At 67.8% G+C, this 15,498-nt stretch carries 13 protein-coding genes; all 13 read right to left on the reverse strand.

Features of this window, described 5'->3' with window-relative positions; all coding sequences use genetic code 11:
• Positions 1-10: 10 nt before the first annotated feature.
• The 13 genes from FPZ54_RS07505 to mraY all read right to left on the reverse strand — a co-directional run bounded on the left by FPZ54_RS07505 (position 11) and on the right by mraY (position 15,489).
• On the reverse strand, positions 11-1,177 hold the full coding sequence (locus FPZ54_RS07505; protein WP_145846140.1) for a deoxyguanosinetriphosphate triphosphohydrolase: 1,167 nt from the start codon (positions 1,175-1,177) through the stop codon (positions 11-13).
• 40 nt (positions 1,178-1,217) lie between these two features.
• Positions 1,218-3,062: an SPOR domain-containing protein gene (locus FPZ54_RS20325; RefSeq protein ID WP_145846141.1), complete on the reverse strand. Its 1,845-nt coding sequence runs from the start codon at positions 3,060-3,062 to the stop codon at positions 1,218-1,220.
• Positions 3,063-3,190: 128 nt separating this feature from the next.
• Positions 3,191-4,684: a cell division protein FtsZ gene (gene ftsZ, locus FPZ54_RS07515; protein ID WP_145846142.1), complete on the reverse strand. Its 1,494-nt coding sequence runs from the start codon at positions 4,682-4,684 to the stop codon at positions 3,191-3,193.
• 114 nt (positions 4,685-4,798) lie between these two features.
• Positions 4,799-6,061, reverse strand: a complete 1,263-nt coding sequence (ftsA, locus tag FPZ54_RS07520) for a cell division protein FtsA (protein ID WP_145846144.1) — start codon at positions 6,059-6,061, stop codon at positions 4,799-4,801.
• A gap of 10 nt (positions 6,062-6,071) precedes the next feature.
• Entirely contained in the window at positions 6,072-6,971 is a 900-nt protein-coding gene (locus FPZ54_RS07525) for a cell division protein FtsQ/DivIB (RefSeq protein WP_145846145.1), read from the reverse strand.
• A complete protein-coding gene (locus tag FPZ54_RS07530) occupies positions 6,968-7,873 on the reverse strand; it encodes a D-alanine--D-alanine ligase (RefSeq protein WP_239019807.1) in 906 nt (301 codons plus the stop codon). Before FPZ54_RS07530 ends, FPZ54_RS07525 begins: the two co-directional genes overlap by 4 nt.
• A 145-nt stretch (positions 7,874-8,018) precedes the next feature.
• A complete protein-coding gene (gene murB / locus FPZ54_RS07535) occupies positions 8,019-8,960 on the reverse strand; it encodes a UDP-N-acetylmuramate dehydrogenase (protein WP_145846148.1) in 942 nt (313 codons plus the stop codon).
• Positions 8,961-9,069: 109 nt separating this feature from the next.
• Complete coding sequence (locus FPZ54_RS07540; protein ID WP_145846150.1) at positions 9,070-9,264, reverse strand: hypothetical protein; 195 nt, start codon at positions 9,262-9,264, stop codon at positions 9,070-9,072.
• On the reverse strand, positions 9,261-10,691 hold the full coding sequence (gene murC, locus FPZ54_RS07545; protein WP_145846152.1) for a UDP-N-acetylmuramate--L-alanine ligase: 1,431 nt from the start codon (positions 10,689-10,691) through the stop codon (positions 9,261-9,263). The genes FPZ54_RS07540 and murC overlap by 4 nt, the downstream gene beginning before the upstream one ends.
• Complete coding sequence (gene murG / locus FPZ54_RS07550; protein ID WP_145846154.1) at positions 10,688-11,851, reverse strand: undecaprenyldiphospho-muramoylpentapeptide beta-N-acetylglucosaminyltransferase; 1,164 nt, start codon at positions 11,849-11,851, stop codon at positions 10,688-10,690. The genes murC and murG overlap by 4 nt, the downstream gene beginning before the upstream one ends.
• A complete protein-coding gene (locus FPZ54_RS07555; RefSeq protein WP_145846155.1) occupies positions 11,848-13,077 on the reverse strand; it encodes an FtsW/RodA/SpoVE family cell cycle protein in 1,230 nt (409 codons plus the stop codon). Before FPZ54_RS07555 ends, murG begins: the two co-directional genes overlap by 4 nt.
• 13 nt (positions 13,078-13,090) lie before the next feature.
• Positions 13,091-14,422 (reverse strand): UDP-N-acetylmuramoyl-L-alanine--D-glutamate ligase, encoded by a 1,332-nt coding sequence (murD, locus tag FPZ54_RS07560; RefSeq protein WP_145846157.1) that lies wholly within the window; start codon positions 14,420-14,422, stop codon positions 13,091-13,093.
• The gene (mraY, locus tag FPZ54_RS07565) at positions 14,419-15,489 is read right to left on the reverse strand and encodes a phospho-N-acetylmuramoyl-pentapeptide-transferase (RefSeq protein ID WP_145846158.1); all 1,071 of its coding nucleotides are present in this window, start codon (positions 15,487-15,489) and stop codon (positions 14,419-14,421) included. The genes murD and mraY overlap by 4 nt, the downstream gene beginning before the upstream one ends.
• Positions 15,490-15,498 lie beyond the last annotated feature (9 nt).

A 15,498-nucleotide genomic window follows, 5' to 3' on the forward strand; every position in this document is an offset into this window, starting at 1 on the left:
ATGTTCGCTCCTAAAACCCCTCGGGCAGATCGATCGGCCCCACCGCCTCGCAATAGCGGGCGATGGCGTAGCGGTCGGTCATCCCGGCGATGAAATCGGCGATGTGTCGGCTGCGCCAGGGCTCCTCGCCGGGCAGCGACGCACGCCACGCCTCGGGCATGAGCGCCGGATCGGCGGCATAGGCTGCATAGAGGCCCGCGACGACGCCCTGCGCCGTCTCCGCCGCCGCCAGCTGATGGGGATGGTGATAGAGATTGGCGTACATGAAGCGCTTGAGCGCGCGCTCCTCCTCGCGCATCGCATCGGAAAAGCCGCACAGCGCCTGCCCCGCCTCGCGCACATCCTGCGCCGTCTCGATCCCCGCCGCTGCAATCCGCCGCTGCGTTTCGCCGATCAGGTCGTTGACCATCACCCCGATCTGGTTGCGGACCAGTTCGCGCATCAGTCGCTTGGGCGACGCATCGGGCCAGCGCGCGCGCACCGCATCCCATCCGCGCGCGACCAGCGGCACCTCCAGCAACTGTTCCAGCGTCAGCAGCCCCGCGCGCAGCCCGTCGTCGATATCGTGATTGTCATAAGCGATGTCGTCGGCGATCGCCGCGACCTGCGCCTCCAGCGAGCTATGCTGCGTCAGGTCGAGCGGAAATGCGGCATCCGCCGCCGCCAGCGCCCAGCCGGGAGCGGTCACCGGGCCGTTATGCTTGGCCAGCCCCTCCAGCGTCTCCCAGCTCAGGTTCAGCCCGTCCCAGCCGGGATAGGGGCAATCCACGACCATCAGCGCACGCAGCGTGTTGCCATTATGGTCGAACCCGCCCTGCCCGCTCAGCGCCTCTTCCAGCGCCCGCTCCCCGGCATGGCCGAAGGGCGGGTGGCCGATATCATGCGCCAGGCACAATGCCTCGGTCAGGTCCTCGTTGAGTGCCAGCGTGCGCGCCACCGTCCGCCCGATCTGCGCCACCTCCAGGCTGTGGGTCAGCCGGACGCGGAAATGATCGCCATCGGGGGCCATGAACACCTGCGTCTTATGGCGCAGGCGGCGAAAGCTGATCGAATGGACGATGCGGTCGCGGTCGCGCTGGAACGCGTCGCGCGGGCCGCGCGTGGTGCCGCGCCCCTCGTCATGCTGGCGGCCGCGGCTGCGCGACGGATCGCTGGCATAGGGTGCGAGGGCGGTCACGCGGCGGATTTCGGGCGAATCGGCATCGCCGCCGCATAGATCATTTGACGTCGAGCTTCTCGATCTTCTGTCCCGCCTCGCTGGTCCAGGCAAAGGCCGAGAGGCCCTTTTTCGCGATCGCATTGACGAAGTCCTGCGCGGCGCCCTCGCTCTTGAACGGCCCGGCGAGCAGCCGGTTGGTGAAGCGCAACGGCGTCGTCCACGCCTGTTTGCCGCGAAACTCGGCGGGGGCCTCGGCAGCCAGCCTCTTCCACTCACGCGGCAACGCCTTGACGTTCGCCCCGCCCGCGACCTGCACCCAATGGCGCGCGGGGTCGGTCTTCGCCGGATCGGGCTTGGGCTTTGCTTTGGGCTGGGGCTTCGGCGCAGGCTTTGCCTTGGGCTCCGGCGTCTTCGCGACGGGTTCCGGCTTCGCCTCCGCTTCAGGAGGAGGTGAAACCACCGGCGGCGGGGGCGCCGCAGCCTCGGCAACCACAGGCGCCTCCTCGCGCCCCGGCATCGGTTCGACACCCAGTTCCGACGCGGGAATGGTGATGCCTGCAACGATGCGCGCGATCACATTGTCCTCGGCACCGATGCGCGGCGGCCTTCCCCCCGTCTCGGCGGGAAGGACCATCGCACCATCGGGCGCAAAGCCCGGCCGCGGCGCCGGATCGGGCGCGCGGGCAACGACGACCGGTGCCGGTTGGGACGGCTCGGGATCGGGCCGGGTAGCGGGTGGCGGCGTCGCTGGCCTGGCCGCCGCTGCTCGCGCCAGCCGCTGCTGTTCGGCCTCCCGCGCGATCCGCTCAGCCTCGGCCCGCTCCTGTGCCGCGCGCGCATCGGCCAATCGCTGCGCCTCCGCCTGGCGCTGGAGTTCGGCTTGCCGCTCCGCCTCGCGTTGCTCGGCCGCACGCGCCTCCGCAAGGCGGCGTGCTTCCGCCTCTTCGGCCTGTTGGCGGGCAAGCCGCTCGGCCTCCTGCCGATCCCGGGCGCGCTCGCTCGCCTCGCGTGCCGATCGCACCTCGCTCCGGCGGCGGGGCCGCGCCGGTTCGGCGGGGCGCGCGGTGTCCGCACTCGCCACCCGTACCGGCGGCTCCTGCGCCAGCGGGGGCAGCGGCGGCGCTGACTGCGCGTCGGCGATCCGCGCGGGGGTGCGGCGCAACTCGCCGAAATGCACCGCGAACGCCTTGTCTGCGGGCGACAGGGTCGGCAATCGGCGGAAAAAGGGCGACAGCGCACTACCGAATCCGCCCATCATGCTCGCCGCGATCTTGTCCGCGCCCGCCGCATCATTGTTCATCGCCAGGATGAAGGCGCGCGCGCGCCACGCGCCGCGATCGCTGCGACGGAGCAGCGGATCGAGCACGGCCATCGCCTCGTCGGTCCGCCCGCTGATCCCAAGCGACAGCGCAAAGCGGCGGATCGTATCGTCGTCAGGATCGTCCTGCATCGCCAGCCGGTGCTCGCGCTGGGCATGGCCCTGCGCGCCGATCAGGTCATAGGCGAGGCCGCGATCCGAAGCATAGGGGCGCATCGCCACGCCCGCCCGCTCGGCCGCCGCGAACAGGCGCAGCGCCTCACCGGGCTTTTCCATCCGCACCATCACCATCGCCTGCCCCGCCTGAACGCGGGGATTGCCCGGGGCGAGCGCCTGGGCGCGGGCGAAAAAGCCGGCAGCAGCCGACGGATCGTTGAGCCGTGCGCTTGCTTCGCCCGCAGTCAGCAGCGCCTCCACATTGCGCGGATCGGTCGCGAGAATGCGCATCTGCGCGGCCAGCCGATCGGCGTTGGGCGTCGGCGGCGCGACCACTTCCTGCGCGGACGCGGGCGCGGCGATCGACAGGGACAGGGGAACGGCGGAGCCGGCGAGAGCGAAGGCACGGAGGATGAGTTGACGGGTCATGCTCTGCCGCAGCTACACGAAAAAACGGCTGAATGCTCCCTGTCGATCCCTGATGCCAGCGGCGGGGCGAGCCGGGCGCGCGACGGGATGCTGGCGGCCCCGCACGGGATCATGCGGGGCCTGTCGCCTTACTGGTTGTTCTGGCGGTTGAGGAAGCGCGGAATGTCCAGCGGATCCTTGTCGTCATCGTCCTTGGAGCCGTTGCGCGCGGCCGCCATGCGCTCGAACAACGTCCCGCCGCTCTTGGGCTTGGGCTGCTCGGCAGCAGGCGCCGGGGCGGCTTCGGGCTCGTCGTCACCGCCGGTCAGCCAGCGGCGACGGATGGTCGGTTCGGGTGCGGGCGCCTCGGCCGCCGGTTCGGTCGGCGCGGCGGGAACCACCGCGTCCGACCCCAACACCAGCTCGTCATCGGCTGGGGCCGGAGCCTCTGGGAGCGCATCCGGCGCTTCCAGCGTCAACTCGTCTTCGTCGGGCGCGGCGGGCGTTTCGGCGGCGAAGCCGGGTTCGGCGGGCGCCTGCGCGGCCGGTTCCGGCGCAGGCTCGGCGACGGGCGTTTCGGGCGTGGTGGCGGGCGCCATCGGACGACGAACCGTGCCGAAGGAAAAGCTGCGGCTGCTGTCCGCGCTGGCGGCAGGCGCTGCTGGCTTCGCCGCCGGATCGGCTTCGATCCCGGTGGCGACGACCGACACGCGGATCTTGCCTTCCAGATCGGGGTTGAACGCCGATCCCCAGATGATGTTGGCATTGTCGTCGACCAGCTCGCGGATATGGTTCGCGGCTTCGTCGACTTCGAGCAGGCGCATATCCTCGCCGCCGGTGATCGAGACGATCACGCCCTTGGCGCCGTCCAGCGACACGCCGTCGAGCAGCGGATTGGCGATCGCCTGCTGCGCCGCCTCGATCGCGCGGCTGTCCCCCGACGCCTCGCCGGTACCCATCATCGCCTTGCCCATCTCGCTCATCACCGCGCGGACATCGGCAAAGTCGAGGTTGATCAGGCCCGGCATGACCATCAGGTCGGTGATGCCGCGCACGCCCTGCTGCAGCACCTCGTCCGCCATCTCGAACGCTTCCTTGAACGTCGTATTGGCGTTGGCGACCAGGAACAGATTCTGGTTGGGGATGACGATCAGCGTGTCGACGAACTTTTGCAGCTCCTCGATGCCCGCTTCGGCGGACTGGGCGCGCTTCTTGCCTTCGAACGCGAACGGCTTGGTCACCACGCCGACGGTCAGGATGCCCATGTCGCGCGCCGCCTTGGCGATCACCGGGGCCGCACCGGTGCCGGTGCCGCCGCCCATGCCGGCCGCGATGAACACCATGTGCGCGCCCTGCAGCGCTTCCTGCACATGTTCGATCGTCTCTTCCGCCGCCGCGCGGCCGATTTCGGGGCGGCTGCCCGCGCCCAGCCCTTGCGTGATCTTGGCGCCCAGCTGGATGCGGTGGCCCGCGCTCGATTGCTTGAGCGCCTGCGCGTCGGTGTTGGCGACCAGGAACTCGACGCCCTGCACCTCGGCGCGGATCATGTTCGCGATCGCGTTGCCGCCCGCGCCGCCAACGCCGATCACGGTGATCCGCGGCGTCAGTTCGTCCAGATCCTGCGGAAGGAAATCGATGCTCATCTTCGTTCAGTCTCCTCGGGCGGCGCGCCCCTTGAGCGACACCCGTTTGTCACATGTTTCTGCACCATGCGGTGTAACGGTTCCAGCGATATCCGCCACCACTGACACGAAATCTCAATAATTCGCCCGAAACGCGGCCATCATCCGCTGCAACATCGCCTTCGGGTTGCTCCGCACCACCAATTGGCCGCGCGACGGCTCCAGCGTGCGCAGATCGACCGGATCGGCAGCGGCGAAGGTCGCAAGCCCCGCCAGCGTCGCAAATGCAGGACCCGCATGGGCATCGGGCAACGCGGTCAGGCCGCGTGGGCGCCCCACCCGCACCGATCGGCCCAACGCCTGTTGTGCGTAATCCGCAATGCCCTTCAGTTCCGCCCCGCCGCCGGTCAGCACGATCTGGCGCCCCACCGGATCCTCGAAATTGAGCCGCGCCAGTTCCTTGCCGATATCGGCCATCAGTCGGTCGAGCCTCAGGCGGATCACCGCGATCAGCTGCGCGCGGGTGATGCGCGCGCCCTCGCTCTCATCCTCGGGATTGGCCGGGGCGACATCGATCATATCGTGATTGTCGCGCGGCGTCATGTTGGCGCTGCCGTAAAAGCATTTCATCCGCTCGGCCTGGCCGCGCCGCGTGCCGAATGCGCTGGCGATATCGTCGGTGATGTCCGCCGATCCCGCCGGGATCGACGAAAGTCCGGTCAGCACGCCGTCCTTGTACACCGACACATTGGTCACGCCCGCGCCAATCTCGACCAAAGCGACGCCCAGTTCGCGTTCCTCTTCGGACAGGCAGGCAAGTCCGGTCGCGACCGGCGCGGCGATGATCGACTTGACCTCCAGATGCGCCGAACGGACGCACAAATCGAGGTTGCGGACCGGCGCACCCTCGGTCGACACGACATGGATATCGACCCCCAGCCGCTCGGCATGGAGCCCGCGGGGCTGCTTCACGCCCGCCAGGCCGTCCAGCGTGTAGCGCGTGGGCTGCGCGTGCAGCACCATCCGCCCGCCCGGATTGATCGCGTCGCGTCCGGCGCGCAGCAGATCGTCGATATCCGACTGATCGACGCGATGCCCGCCCAGATCGACCTCGAGTCGGACGATGTCCGACACCAGCCCGCCTGCGGAGAAGCTGACCCACACATCCTCGATATTGGTGCCGGCAATCCGTTCGGCCTGCTCCACCGCCTCGCGCACCGCGACCTCGGTCGCGTGCATGTCGGCGATATAGCCGCGCTGGACGCCGCGGCTCTCGCGCTGGCCGGTGCCGAGCACCACCAATTCGCCGCCATCGCCCTTTTGCGCGATCAGTGCCGACACTTTGGACGATCCGATGTCGAGCGCGGTAATCAGCCCCTCGGGTCCGTTCTTGGCCATCTCATGTCCCCTATTCGGTCACACTGGCAGTTTGTGCTGCCGATTCAATCTCTTTGCGGATCACTTGTCCCGGCATCCGCACCACCAGCCGCGTCGGATCGCGCAGATCGAAGCGCAGATAGCCACGCCCCAGCAAACGATCGCTCCCGTCCATCTCCGCAAACTTGACGAGCGCCTTCGCCGCCGCCTCTTCCCCTTCCGGCAGCGCCAGCCGCTCGCCGGTGTTGAAGGACAGGTCCCAGCGGCGGTTGCCGATCCAGGTCGCCGCCTTGACCAGCGGCTTGAGCGCCGGCGCGGCGGACAACAGCCGCTGATAGGCGGGCTGCTGCGCATAGGCGCCGTCGCCGATCACCAGCGGCAGATCGGGCATCGCATCGACCGAAACCGGCTCCAGCAGCACGCCTTCGCCGTCGATCAGCATCAGCTGCCCCTGATGTTGCCACACCGCCGCCGGTTTGCGCTCGACGATATCGACCACCAGCGTATCGGGCAGGCGGCGCGAGACGCGCGCATCCGCGACCCAGCCGATCGTCATCAGCTTGCCGCGCACCTCCTCCAGATCGACCAGCGGCATCGCCCGCGATTTCTGGCCAAGGGCGTAGTTATACACCGTCATCTTGTCGGCGCGCTTGATCCCGGTCACCTCGACCTGCTGGACGCGAAAGCCCGCCCGGCCGATGCCCTCGGCCAGCGCGGTGCCGACCACGCCGGGCACGCCGAACAGTGTCGCGACGCCGATCAGCGACGCGACCGCAATGCCGGTGATGCCCCATGCGATGATCCGGTGCAGCGTCGCCTCGCTCACCGGCAGCGCCGCGACCATCCGGTCGAGCAGATGCGGCTGCTTGCGCTTCGCCTGGGCGCGGCGCTTGGGCTTGACGGTTGGACGACGGGCAGGCTTGCGGCTCATCCCTCCTCCTCGCGAAATGCTTCATCGACGATCGCCTGGACCAGCTGCGGATAGCTCATCCCCATGGCCTTGGCCTGTTCGGGCACCAGGCTCAGCGGCGTCATCCCCGGCTGGGTATTCACCTCCAGCAGATACAGCCCGCTCAGGCCGCGCTCGTCATCCCAGCGGAAATCCGATCGCGACGCGCCCTTGCAGCCGAGCAGGCGATGCGAATCGAGCGCGATCCGCTTGCACGCCTCGGCAATCTCGTCCGGAATCTCCGCCGGACAGATATGGTCGGTCATGCCATCGGTATATTTGGCGTCGAAGTCGTAGAACCCGCTCTTGGGCTTCAGTTCGGTAACGAGCAGTGCTTTGTCCCCGAGAACTGCCGTCGTCAGCTCGCGCCCGCGGATGAACGGCTCGGCGAGCAGTTCGTCGAACTCCTGCCACGGCCCCTTGGCCTCGGGCGAGATCGGGTTGCCGTAATTGCCCTCAGCCGTGACGATCGCCACGCCGACCGACGACCCCTCATTGACGGGCTTCAGCACATAGGGCCGCGGCATCGGATCGGCTTCGTACAGCGACGCGGTCGAGACGATCTGTCCGCCCGGCATCGGAATGCCATGCGGCACCAGCGCCTGCTTGGTCAGCACCTTGTCGATCGCGATCACCGACGTGACCATGCCGGAGTGCGTATAGCGCAGCCCCATCAGGTCGAGCATCCCCTGCACCGTCCCGTCCTCGCCCGGCGTGCCGTGCAGCGCGTTGAACACGACATCGGGCTTCGCCGCCGCCAGCTTCGCCGCAACATCACGATCCATGTCGATCCGCGTGACGGTATGGCCCAGCGACTCCAGCGCCTCGGCAATTCCCGCACCCGACATCAGCGAAACCGGCCGCTCGGCCGACCAGCCACCCATCAGGACTGCGACGTGCAACTTTACCCTCTCTCCTTCAGGGGAGTTCGGGGTCGATTGTGCCCCCGGCACAATCTCAACATCGCGGGGCGATGTTGACCCCGAACTGGTGGCCGAGCGTAGCGAGGCCGGGAGAGGGGGAGTCGAATCAGTCATGCCCCTCTCCCCGACCCTCTCCCCGCAAGCGGAGAGAGGGAGATTCGAACAAGCCCACCCTTTGTATCTCCCACTCCAGCTCAACCCCGCTCGCCGCCTTCACCCGCGCGCGCACCTCGTCGCCCAGCCCTTCGATGTCGGCGCTGGTCGCGTCACCAGTGTTGATCAGGAAGTTGGTATGCTTCTCGCTCACCTGCGCCCCGCCGCGCATCAGCCCGCGACAGCCCGCCGCATCGACCAGCCGCCACGCCTTGTCGCCCTCTGGGTTCTTGAAGGTCGATCCGCCGGTCTTCGATCGCAACGGCTGCGACGCCTCGCGCGCGGCGGCGATGCGATCCATCTCGGCCTGGATGACCGCAGGCTCACCCGCCTCGCCACGAAACGTCGCGCTCACCACGATCGCGCCCTCGGGCAATTCGGAGTGACGATAGGTATAGCCGAGCGCATCGACCGGCAGCGTCACGCGCTCGCCCGACCGCAGCACGACCTCGCAGTCGACCAGAACGTCCATGGTCTCGCGCCCATAGGCGCCGCCATTCATGCGCACGAAGCCGCCGACCGTGCCGGGGATCGACCGCAGAAACTCGACACCCGCAATTCCAGCATCGCGCGCAGTGGACGACACCAATATCCCGCTCGCCCCGCCGCCACAGGTCAGCGTCAACCCCTCGGCCTGCACCTTCGCAAACGCCTTGCCCAGCCGCACCACCAGGCCCGGCACCCCGCCGTCGCGCACGATCAGGTTCGACCCCAGCCCCAGCGCCATCACCGGCACCGCCGGGTCCAGATCGCGCAGAAAATCGGCCAGATCCTCGACATCCGCCGGCTCGAACAACCATTCCGCCGTCCCGCCGCTCTTGAACCAGACCAGCGGGGCCAGCGGCGCGTCGGGGGTCAACTTCCCCCGCACCTTGGGGAGTGTCGCAGTCACCACGTGACCGCCTCCCTATTCTCCTGCGAAAGCAGGAGCCCAGGGCCATGCGCGACGCCCTTCGAAACCCTGGCCTCCTGCTTTCGCAGGAGAACAGTGAACGCGAAAAGCCTCACTTCATCCCCCACAATTTCGCCCATTGCTTCCAATAGGACAGGTTCGCCTCAGCGGCCTTCGCCCCCGCCTCCTGCAGCTTCGCGACTTCCTTGCCCGCGTCGAGCATCGTCTGCGCCGCATCCATCTGCGCCTTTTGCGCCCGCAGGATCTCGCGCTGCATATCGGTCGCCAGGGTGAACCAGTCGCTCATGCCGCCACGCTCCGCTTCGCATCAACCGCTTGCGCCAGACCAGCGGCCCACTTTGTGATGTCGCCCGCGCCGAGGCACACGATCAGGTCTCCCGGCTGCGCAATCTCGGCAATCCGCGCCGCCAGCGCGTCTGCATCGGCAACGCTCTCGACAGAGCGATGCCCGCGCTCGAGCGTCCGCTCGACCAGCGCCTCTCCACTCACGCCATCCACCGGCGCTTCGCCCGCGGCATAGACCGGCGTCACCAGCACCATGTCCGCGTCGTTGAAGCCCTGTGCGAAGTCATCCATCAGATTGCCCAGCCGGGAATAGCGATGCGGCTGCACCACCGCGATCACCCGCCCCTGCGCACTCTCGCGCGCCGCGGCCAGCACCGCGCGGATCTCGACCGGATGGTGCCCATAATCGTCGACCACCACCGCAGGCGCTGCGCCCGCAAAGCCGATCTCGCCGACCTTCGTAAAGCGCCGCTTGACCCCTTCGAACCGGGCGAACCCGTTCTGGATCGTCGCATCGTCGATTCCCATTTCCAGCGCCACGCCGATCGCGGCGAGCGCGTTCTGGACATTGTGGCGCCCCGGCATCGGCAGGTCGATCCCCTCGATCGAGCGCGTCGTGCCGTCGCGGCTGCGGATGATCGCCTCGAACCGGTTGCCGCCGGCGTGCGGCGTCACATTGACCCCACGCACATCCGCCGAAGCCGCAAAGCCATAGGTCACGATCCGCCGGTCGCGCACGCGCGGAATGATCGCCTGCACCTCGGGATGGTCGAGACACAGCAACGCCGCGCCATAGAAAGGCACATTCTCGACGAACTCGACATAGGCATCCTTGGCCCGCTCGAACGAGCCATAGTGGTCGAGATGCTCGGGATCGATATTGGTGACCACGGCAATGGTGCCGTCGAGCCGCAGGAAGCTGCCGTCGCTCTCATCGGCCTCGACCACCATCCACTCGCTGTCGCCCAGCCGCGCATTGGAGCCGTACTGGTTGATGATGCCGCCGTTGATCACGGTCGGGTCGATCCCGCCCGCATCCAGCAGCGCCGCGATCATGCTGGTCGTGGTGGTCTTGCCATGCGTCCCCGCCACCGCGACGGTGGACTTCAATCGCATCAACTCGGCCAGCATCTCCGCACGCCGCACCACCGGGATACGCCGGGCATAGGCGCCCTGCACCTCGGGATTGTCGCGCTTGATCGCGGTTGACGTGACCACCACCGCCGCATCCCCCAGATTGTCCGCGCTCTGCCCGATCGTGATCGGGATCCCCCGCGCGCGCAGCCCCTCGACGACATAGCCTTCCGCAACGTCGCTGCCCTGCACCCTGTAGCCCAGATTGTGCATCACCTCGGCAATGCCCGACATACCGATCCCGCCAATGCCGACGAAATGGATCGTGCCGATATCCTTGGCGACACCCTTCACGCAAACGCCTCCCCGCCCTGCGCGATTTTCACCGGTTCGGCGCGTCCCATTCCTGCCGACGCCCAGTCGGCGTCGATCGATTCGACCAGATCGGCGAGGTCGCGCACCGCATCGGGCCGCCCGACGCTGCGCGCGCAGGCGGCGGCGTGCGCCAGCCCCTCGGGATCGAGGCCCAGTTTCTGGATCTGCTTGGCCAATTCCTGCGCCGTGAAGGCGCGCTGCGGGATCGTCCGCGCGCCACCGGCCGCGCTGATCTCGCGCGCATTGGCGGTCTGGTGATCGTCGGTGGCGCTGGGCAGCGGCACCAGGATCGCCGGGCGCCCTGCGGCGGTCAGCTCGGCAATCGTCGACGCGCCCGCGCGCGCGATCACGATATGCGCCCACGCCAGCCGCTCGGGCAAATCGGGCAGATAGGTCGCGATCTCCGCCGGGATGCCATGCTCGGCATATTTGCGGCGCACCTCGTCGATATCCTCGACCCGCGCCTGATGCGTCACCTGCAACCGGCGCCGGAAATGCACGGGCAGCAGCGCCAGGCCGTCGGGCACGACCTGCGACAGCACCGACGCGCCCTGGCTCCCCCCGGTCACCAGCACACGGAAAATCCCCTCCTCCTCCAGCGGCGGATAGGGGCGCAGCCGCAGCTCCAGCACCGCCTCGCGCACCGGATTGCCGGTCAGATGGACCTTGGCCTCATGGCCTGGCTTCAACCGTGCGACCTGTTCATAGCTGGTGGCGATCGCATCCACCTTGCCGGCGACCAGCCGGTTGACCCGCCCCAGCACCGCATTCTGCTCATGGATGACGGTCGGGACCTTCATCGCAAACGCTGCCGACAGCGCGGGCATCGATGCATAGCCGCCGAACGCCACCACCGCCGCCGGGCGGAACTGGCGATACAGTTTGCGCGCCTGCTTGCGCCCCTTGGCCATCGTCCGCAGCGCGCGCAGCCAGCCCAGCGGCCCGCCCGAAAAGCGCGATGCGGGCACAACATGCGTCTCGATCCCGTCGAACAGGTCGGGGAAGCGCACCCCGCGCTCGTCGGAGATCAGCGCGACGCTATGCCCGCGCCGCATCAGCTCGGCGGCCAGCGCCGCTGCCGGTACCATATGGCCGCCGGTCCCCCCGGCTGCCAGGACGTAGTGCCGTCCCGATGTCATGCGTTTCTACCCCGAACCGTATAGTGCGAGCGCTTCAGATACGGGTTCCGCCGCGTGAAAGCGAGCAGCAGTCCCATTCCGATCGACAGCGCCACCATCGACGATCCGCCATAGGAAATGAAGGGCAAGGTCATCCCCTTGGAGGGGGCAAGGCCGGTATTTACCGCCATGTTGATCACCGCCTGAATCCCGAATTGGGCCGCCAGCCCCGCTGCGGCGAGCAAACGGAACACATCCTCCTCGTCGAGCAGCTTGACCAGCACGCGCACGACGATGGCGAGATAGATCAGCGCGATCGCGATGCACGCGATCAGGCCGAATTCCTCGCCCACGACCGAGAAGATGTAATCGGTATGCGCCTCGGGCAGCTTGAACTTGACCGTCCCGCCCCCCGGCCCGGTGCCGGTCGGCCCGCCCGCCGTCAGCACCGCATGCGCCATGTCGGTCTGATAATGCTCCGCCGCCGCCTTTTCGGGATCGGGGAACAGGAAGCTGTCGATGCGGGTGCGCGCCGTGTCGTAGAACAGATAGGCCGCGACCACCCCCGCCACCGCCGCGCCGCCCAGCACGCCGATCGCGCGGGTCGAGATGCCCGACAGCATCAGCAGGATGACCCACACCGCGCCGAACACCATGGTCTGCCCGAAATCGGGCTGTTTCATCAGCAGCACCGCGATGACGAAGGTCATCACCCCGGTCAGCGGGATCACGGGCAGGTCGGGGTCCTTGGCGCGCATCGACAACAGCCAGGCGGTGGTGACGATGTAAAAGGGTTTCAGGAATTCCGAAGGCTGGAATCCGATCAGGCCAAAGCCGATCCAGCGCCGCGCACCGTTGATCTCGGTCCCGAAAAAGGCGGCGACCCCGACCAGCAGGATGCAGATGCCCGTGCCCAGGATCGCGCCGCGCCGGGCGAGGCTGATCGGCAGCATCGAAACGAGCAGCAACACCGGGACGGACAAACCGATCCACACCGCCTGCCGCCAGAAATAATGCATCGACGCGAACTGCTTGGTCGCGTCCGAATAGCGCTCCGCCGAAGCGGGCGACGCCGCCGCCACCGCCACCAGCCCGATGCCGATCAGCAACAGCGCGAGCAGCAGCAGGATCCGGTCGATCTCCCAGAACCACAGGCCGAGCGGCGTCTTGCTCCCCCGGCTCAGCTGGTCCTCGAACCGCTCGCGCAGCGGCTTGCGCTTGGTCGTCGCGCGGATCACGTCGCTCATGCCCCAACCTCACTCACGACAACGCCTCCACAGCCGCACGGAACTGGTCGCCACGATCCTCATAGTCGCGAAACTGGTCGAACGAGGCGCAGGCGGGCGACAGCAACACTGTCTCGCCCGGCGCGGCATTGGCAGCAGCCGCGCGCACGGCGGCATCCAGCGTCCCGCTGCGCGTCACCGGCATTTCCCCTTCCAGCAGATCGGCGAACATCGCCCCCGCCTCGCCGATCGTATAGGCGCGGACAATATGGGGGAAACCCGGACGGCACGGATCGAGGTCGGTGGTCTTCGCCTTGCCCCCGACGATCCAGTGAATGCGATCATAAGCCGCCAGCGCGGGTGCGGTAGACTCCGCGTTGGTCGCCTTGCTGTCGTTGACAAAGGTCACGCCATTGCGCGTCGCGACCCGCTCCATCCGGTGCGGCAGGCCGGGAAAGCTCTCAAGGCCCCGGTCGATGTTGGCCTGATCCACACCCAGCGCCTCGCACGCGGCGATCGCGGCGAGCGCGTTCTTGGCATTGTGCGGCCCCTGCAATGCCGGCCAGCGCGACTGATCCATGCAGAAGCCCGGCGCGATCTTGGTCAGGTCCTCGGCCCGCCCCGACCGCGCCACCTGCTTGGCCACCGCCTGCGACGCCTCATCCCCGATCCCGATAATCGCGGCATGGCCCTTGGACTGCATCGCAAACAACCGCGCCTTCGACGCCGCATAGCCCTCGAAGCCGTCATAGCGGTCGAGATGGTCCGGCGTGATGTTGAGCAGCACCGCGACCTCGCAATCGAGGTTGTGGGTCAGGTCGATCTGGTAGCTCGACAGCTCGAGCACATAGACGCCCCCTGCGGGCAACGGCTCCTGCCCAAGAATGGGAAGCCCGATATTCCCCCCCAGCCGCGCCGGGACACCTGCGGTCTCGAGGATATGGTGGATCAGCGCGGTGGTGGTCGACTTGCCGTTTGTCCCGGTGATCCCGACGACCTTGTGCGCCGGAAGCTCGGAACGCGCCTGTGCGAACAGCTCGATATCGCCGATGATCGGGACGCCCGCCTCGCGCGCCTTCGCGGCGATGGGATGGGAATTCAGCGGCACCCCGGGCGACACCACAATCCCGGCAAACCCGGTCAGGTCGATGGTCAACGGGTCGGCCAACGCAATAGCCCTCTCCCCTTCAGGGGAGAGGGTTGGGAGAGGGGCAGTATCGCCAAGCGCAAGCCGCGCCTCTTCCTTACCGTCCCAAGCCGTCACTCGCGCCCCGCCCGCCAGCAGCGCGCGCACGCTCGCCGCCCCCGACCGCGCCAGCCCGAGTACCGCAAAGCGTTTCCCGCGCCAGGCGCGCGAGGCGATCACCGCAGCTTCAGCGTCGCCAGCCCCGCCAGCGCCAGCACGAAGGCGATGATCCAGAACCGGATCACGACCGTCGGCTCGCTCCAGCCAAGCTGCTCGAAATGATGGTGGATCGGCGCCATCTTGAACACGCGGCGCCCGGTGCGCTTGTACCAGAATACCTGGATGATGACGCTCATCGCCTCGACCACGAACAGGCCGCCGATGATGCCCAGTACCAGCTCATGATGCGTCGTCACCGCGATCGCGCCCAGTGCCCCGCCGAGCGCCAGCGACCCGGTATCGCCCATGAACACCGCCGCGGGCGGCGCATTGAACCACAGGAAGGCGAGGCCCGCGCCGATGATCGCGCCGCAGAAGATGGCGAGGTCGCCCGCCCCCGGCACATGCGGAATGCCCAGATAGGTCGCATAGATCTTGTTGCCGACGAGATAGGCGATCAACAGGAACGCGCTGCTCGCGATGATGACCGGCATGGTCGCAAGGCCATCCAGCCCGTCGGTCAGGTTGACCGCATTGCCGAACGCCACGATCGTGAATGCGGCAAAGACGATGTAGAAATAGCCAAGGTCGACGCTGAACTGGCTGAAGAACGGCACGTACAGCACGGTCCCGTTCTGCAGCGTGATGACCCATGCGGCTACGCCCGCGATCACGAACTCGCCCAGCAGCCGTATCCGCCCGGAAACGCCCGCCGTACTCGCCTTTCGCACCTTGTCGTAATCGTCGAGGAAGCCGATCATGCCAAAGCCGAGCGTCACGAACACGCACGCCCAGATATAGGGGTTGCTGAGGTCCATCCACAGCAGGATCGCCAGCGACAGGCTGGTCAGGATCATCAGCCCGCCCATGGTCGGCGTGCCGCGCTTGGCGAGGTGGCTCTGCGGCCCGTCGCTGCGGATCGGCTGCCCCTTGCCCTGCCGCACGCGCAGCCAGCCGATGAACCGCGGCCCGATGATCAGGCCGATCAGCAGCGCGGTCGCAACCGACGCGCCGGTGCGGAACGACAAATAGCGGAAGAGGTTGAGCACCCCCGGAAAGCCCAGCCATTCGGCGATCTCGTACAGCATGGCGCCCCG

The organism is Sphingomonas suaedae, from assembly GCF_007833215.1.
Taxonomy (GTDB): domain Bacteria; phylum Pseudomonadota; class Alphaproteobacteria; order Sphingomonadales; family Sphingomonadaceae; genus Sphingomonas; species Sphingomonas suaedae.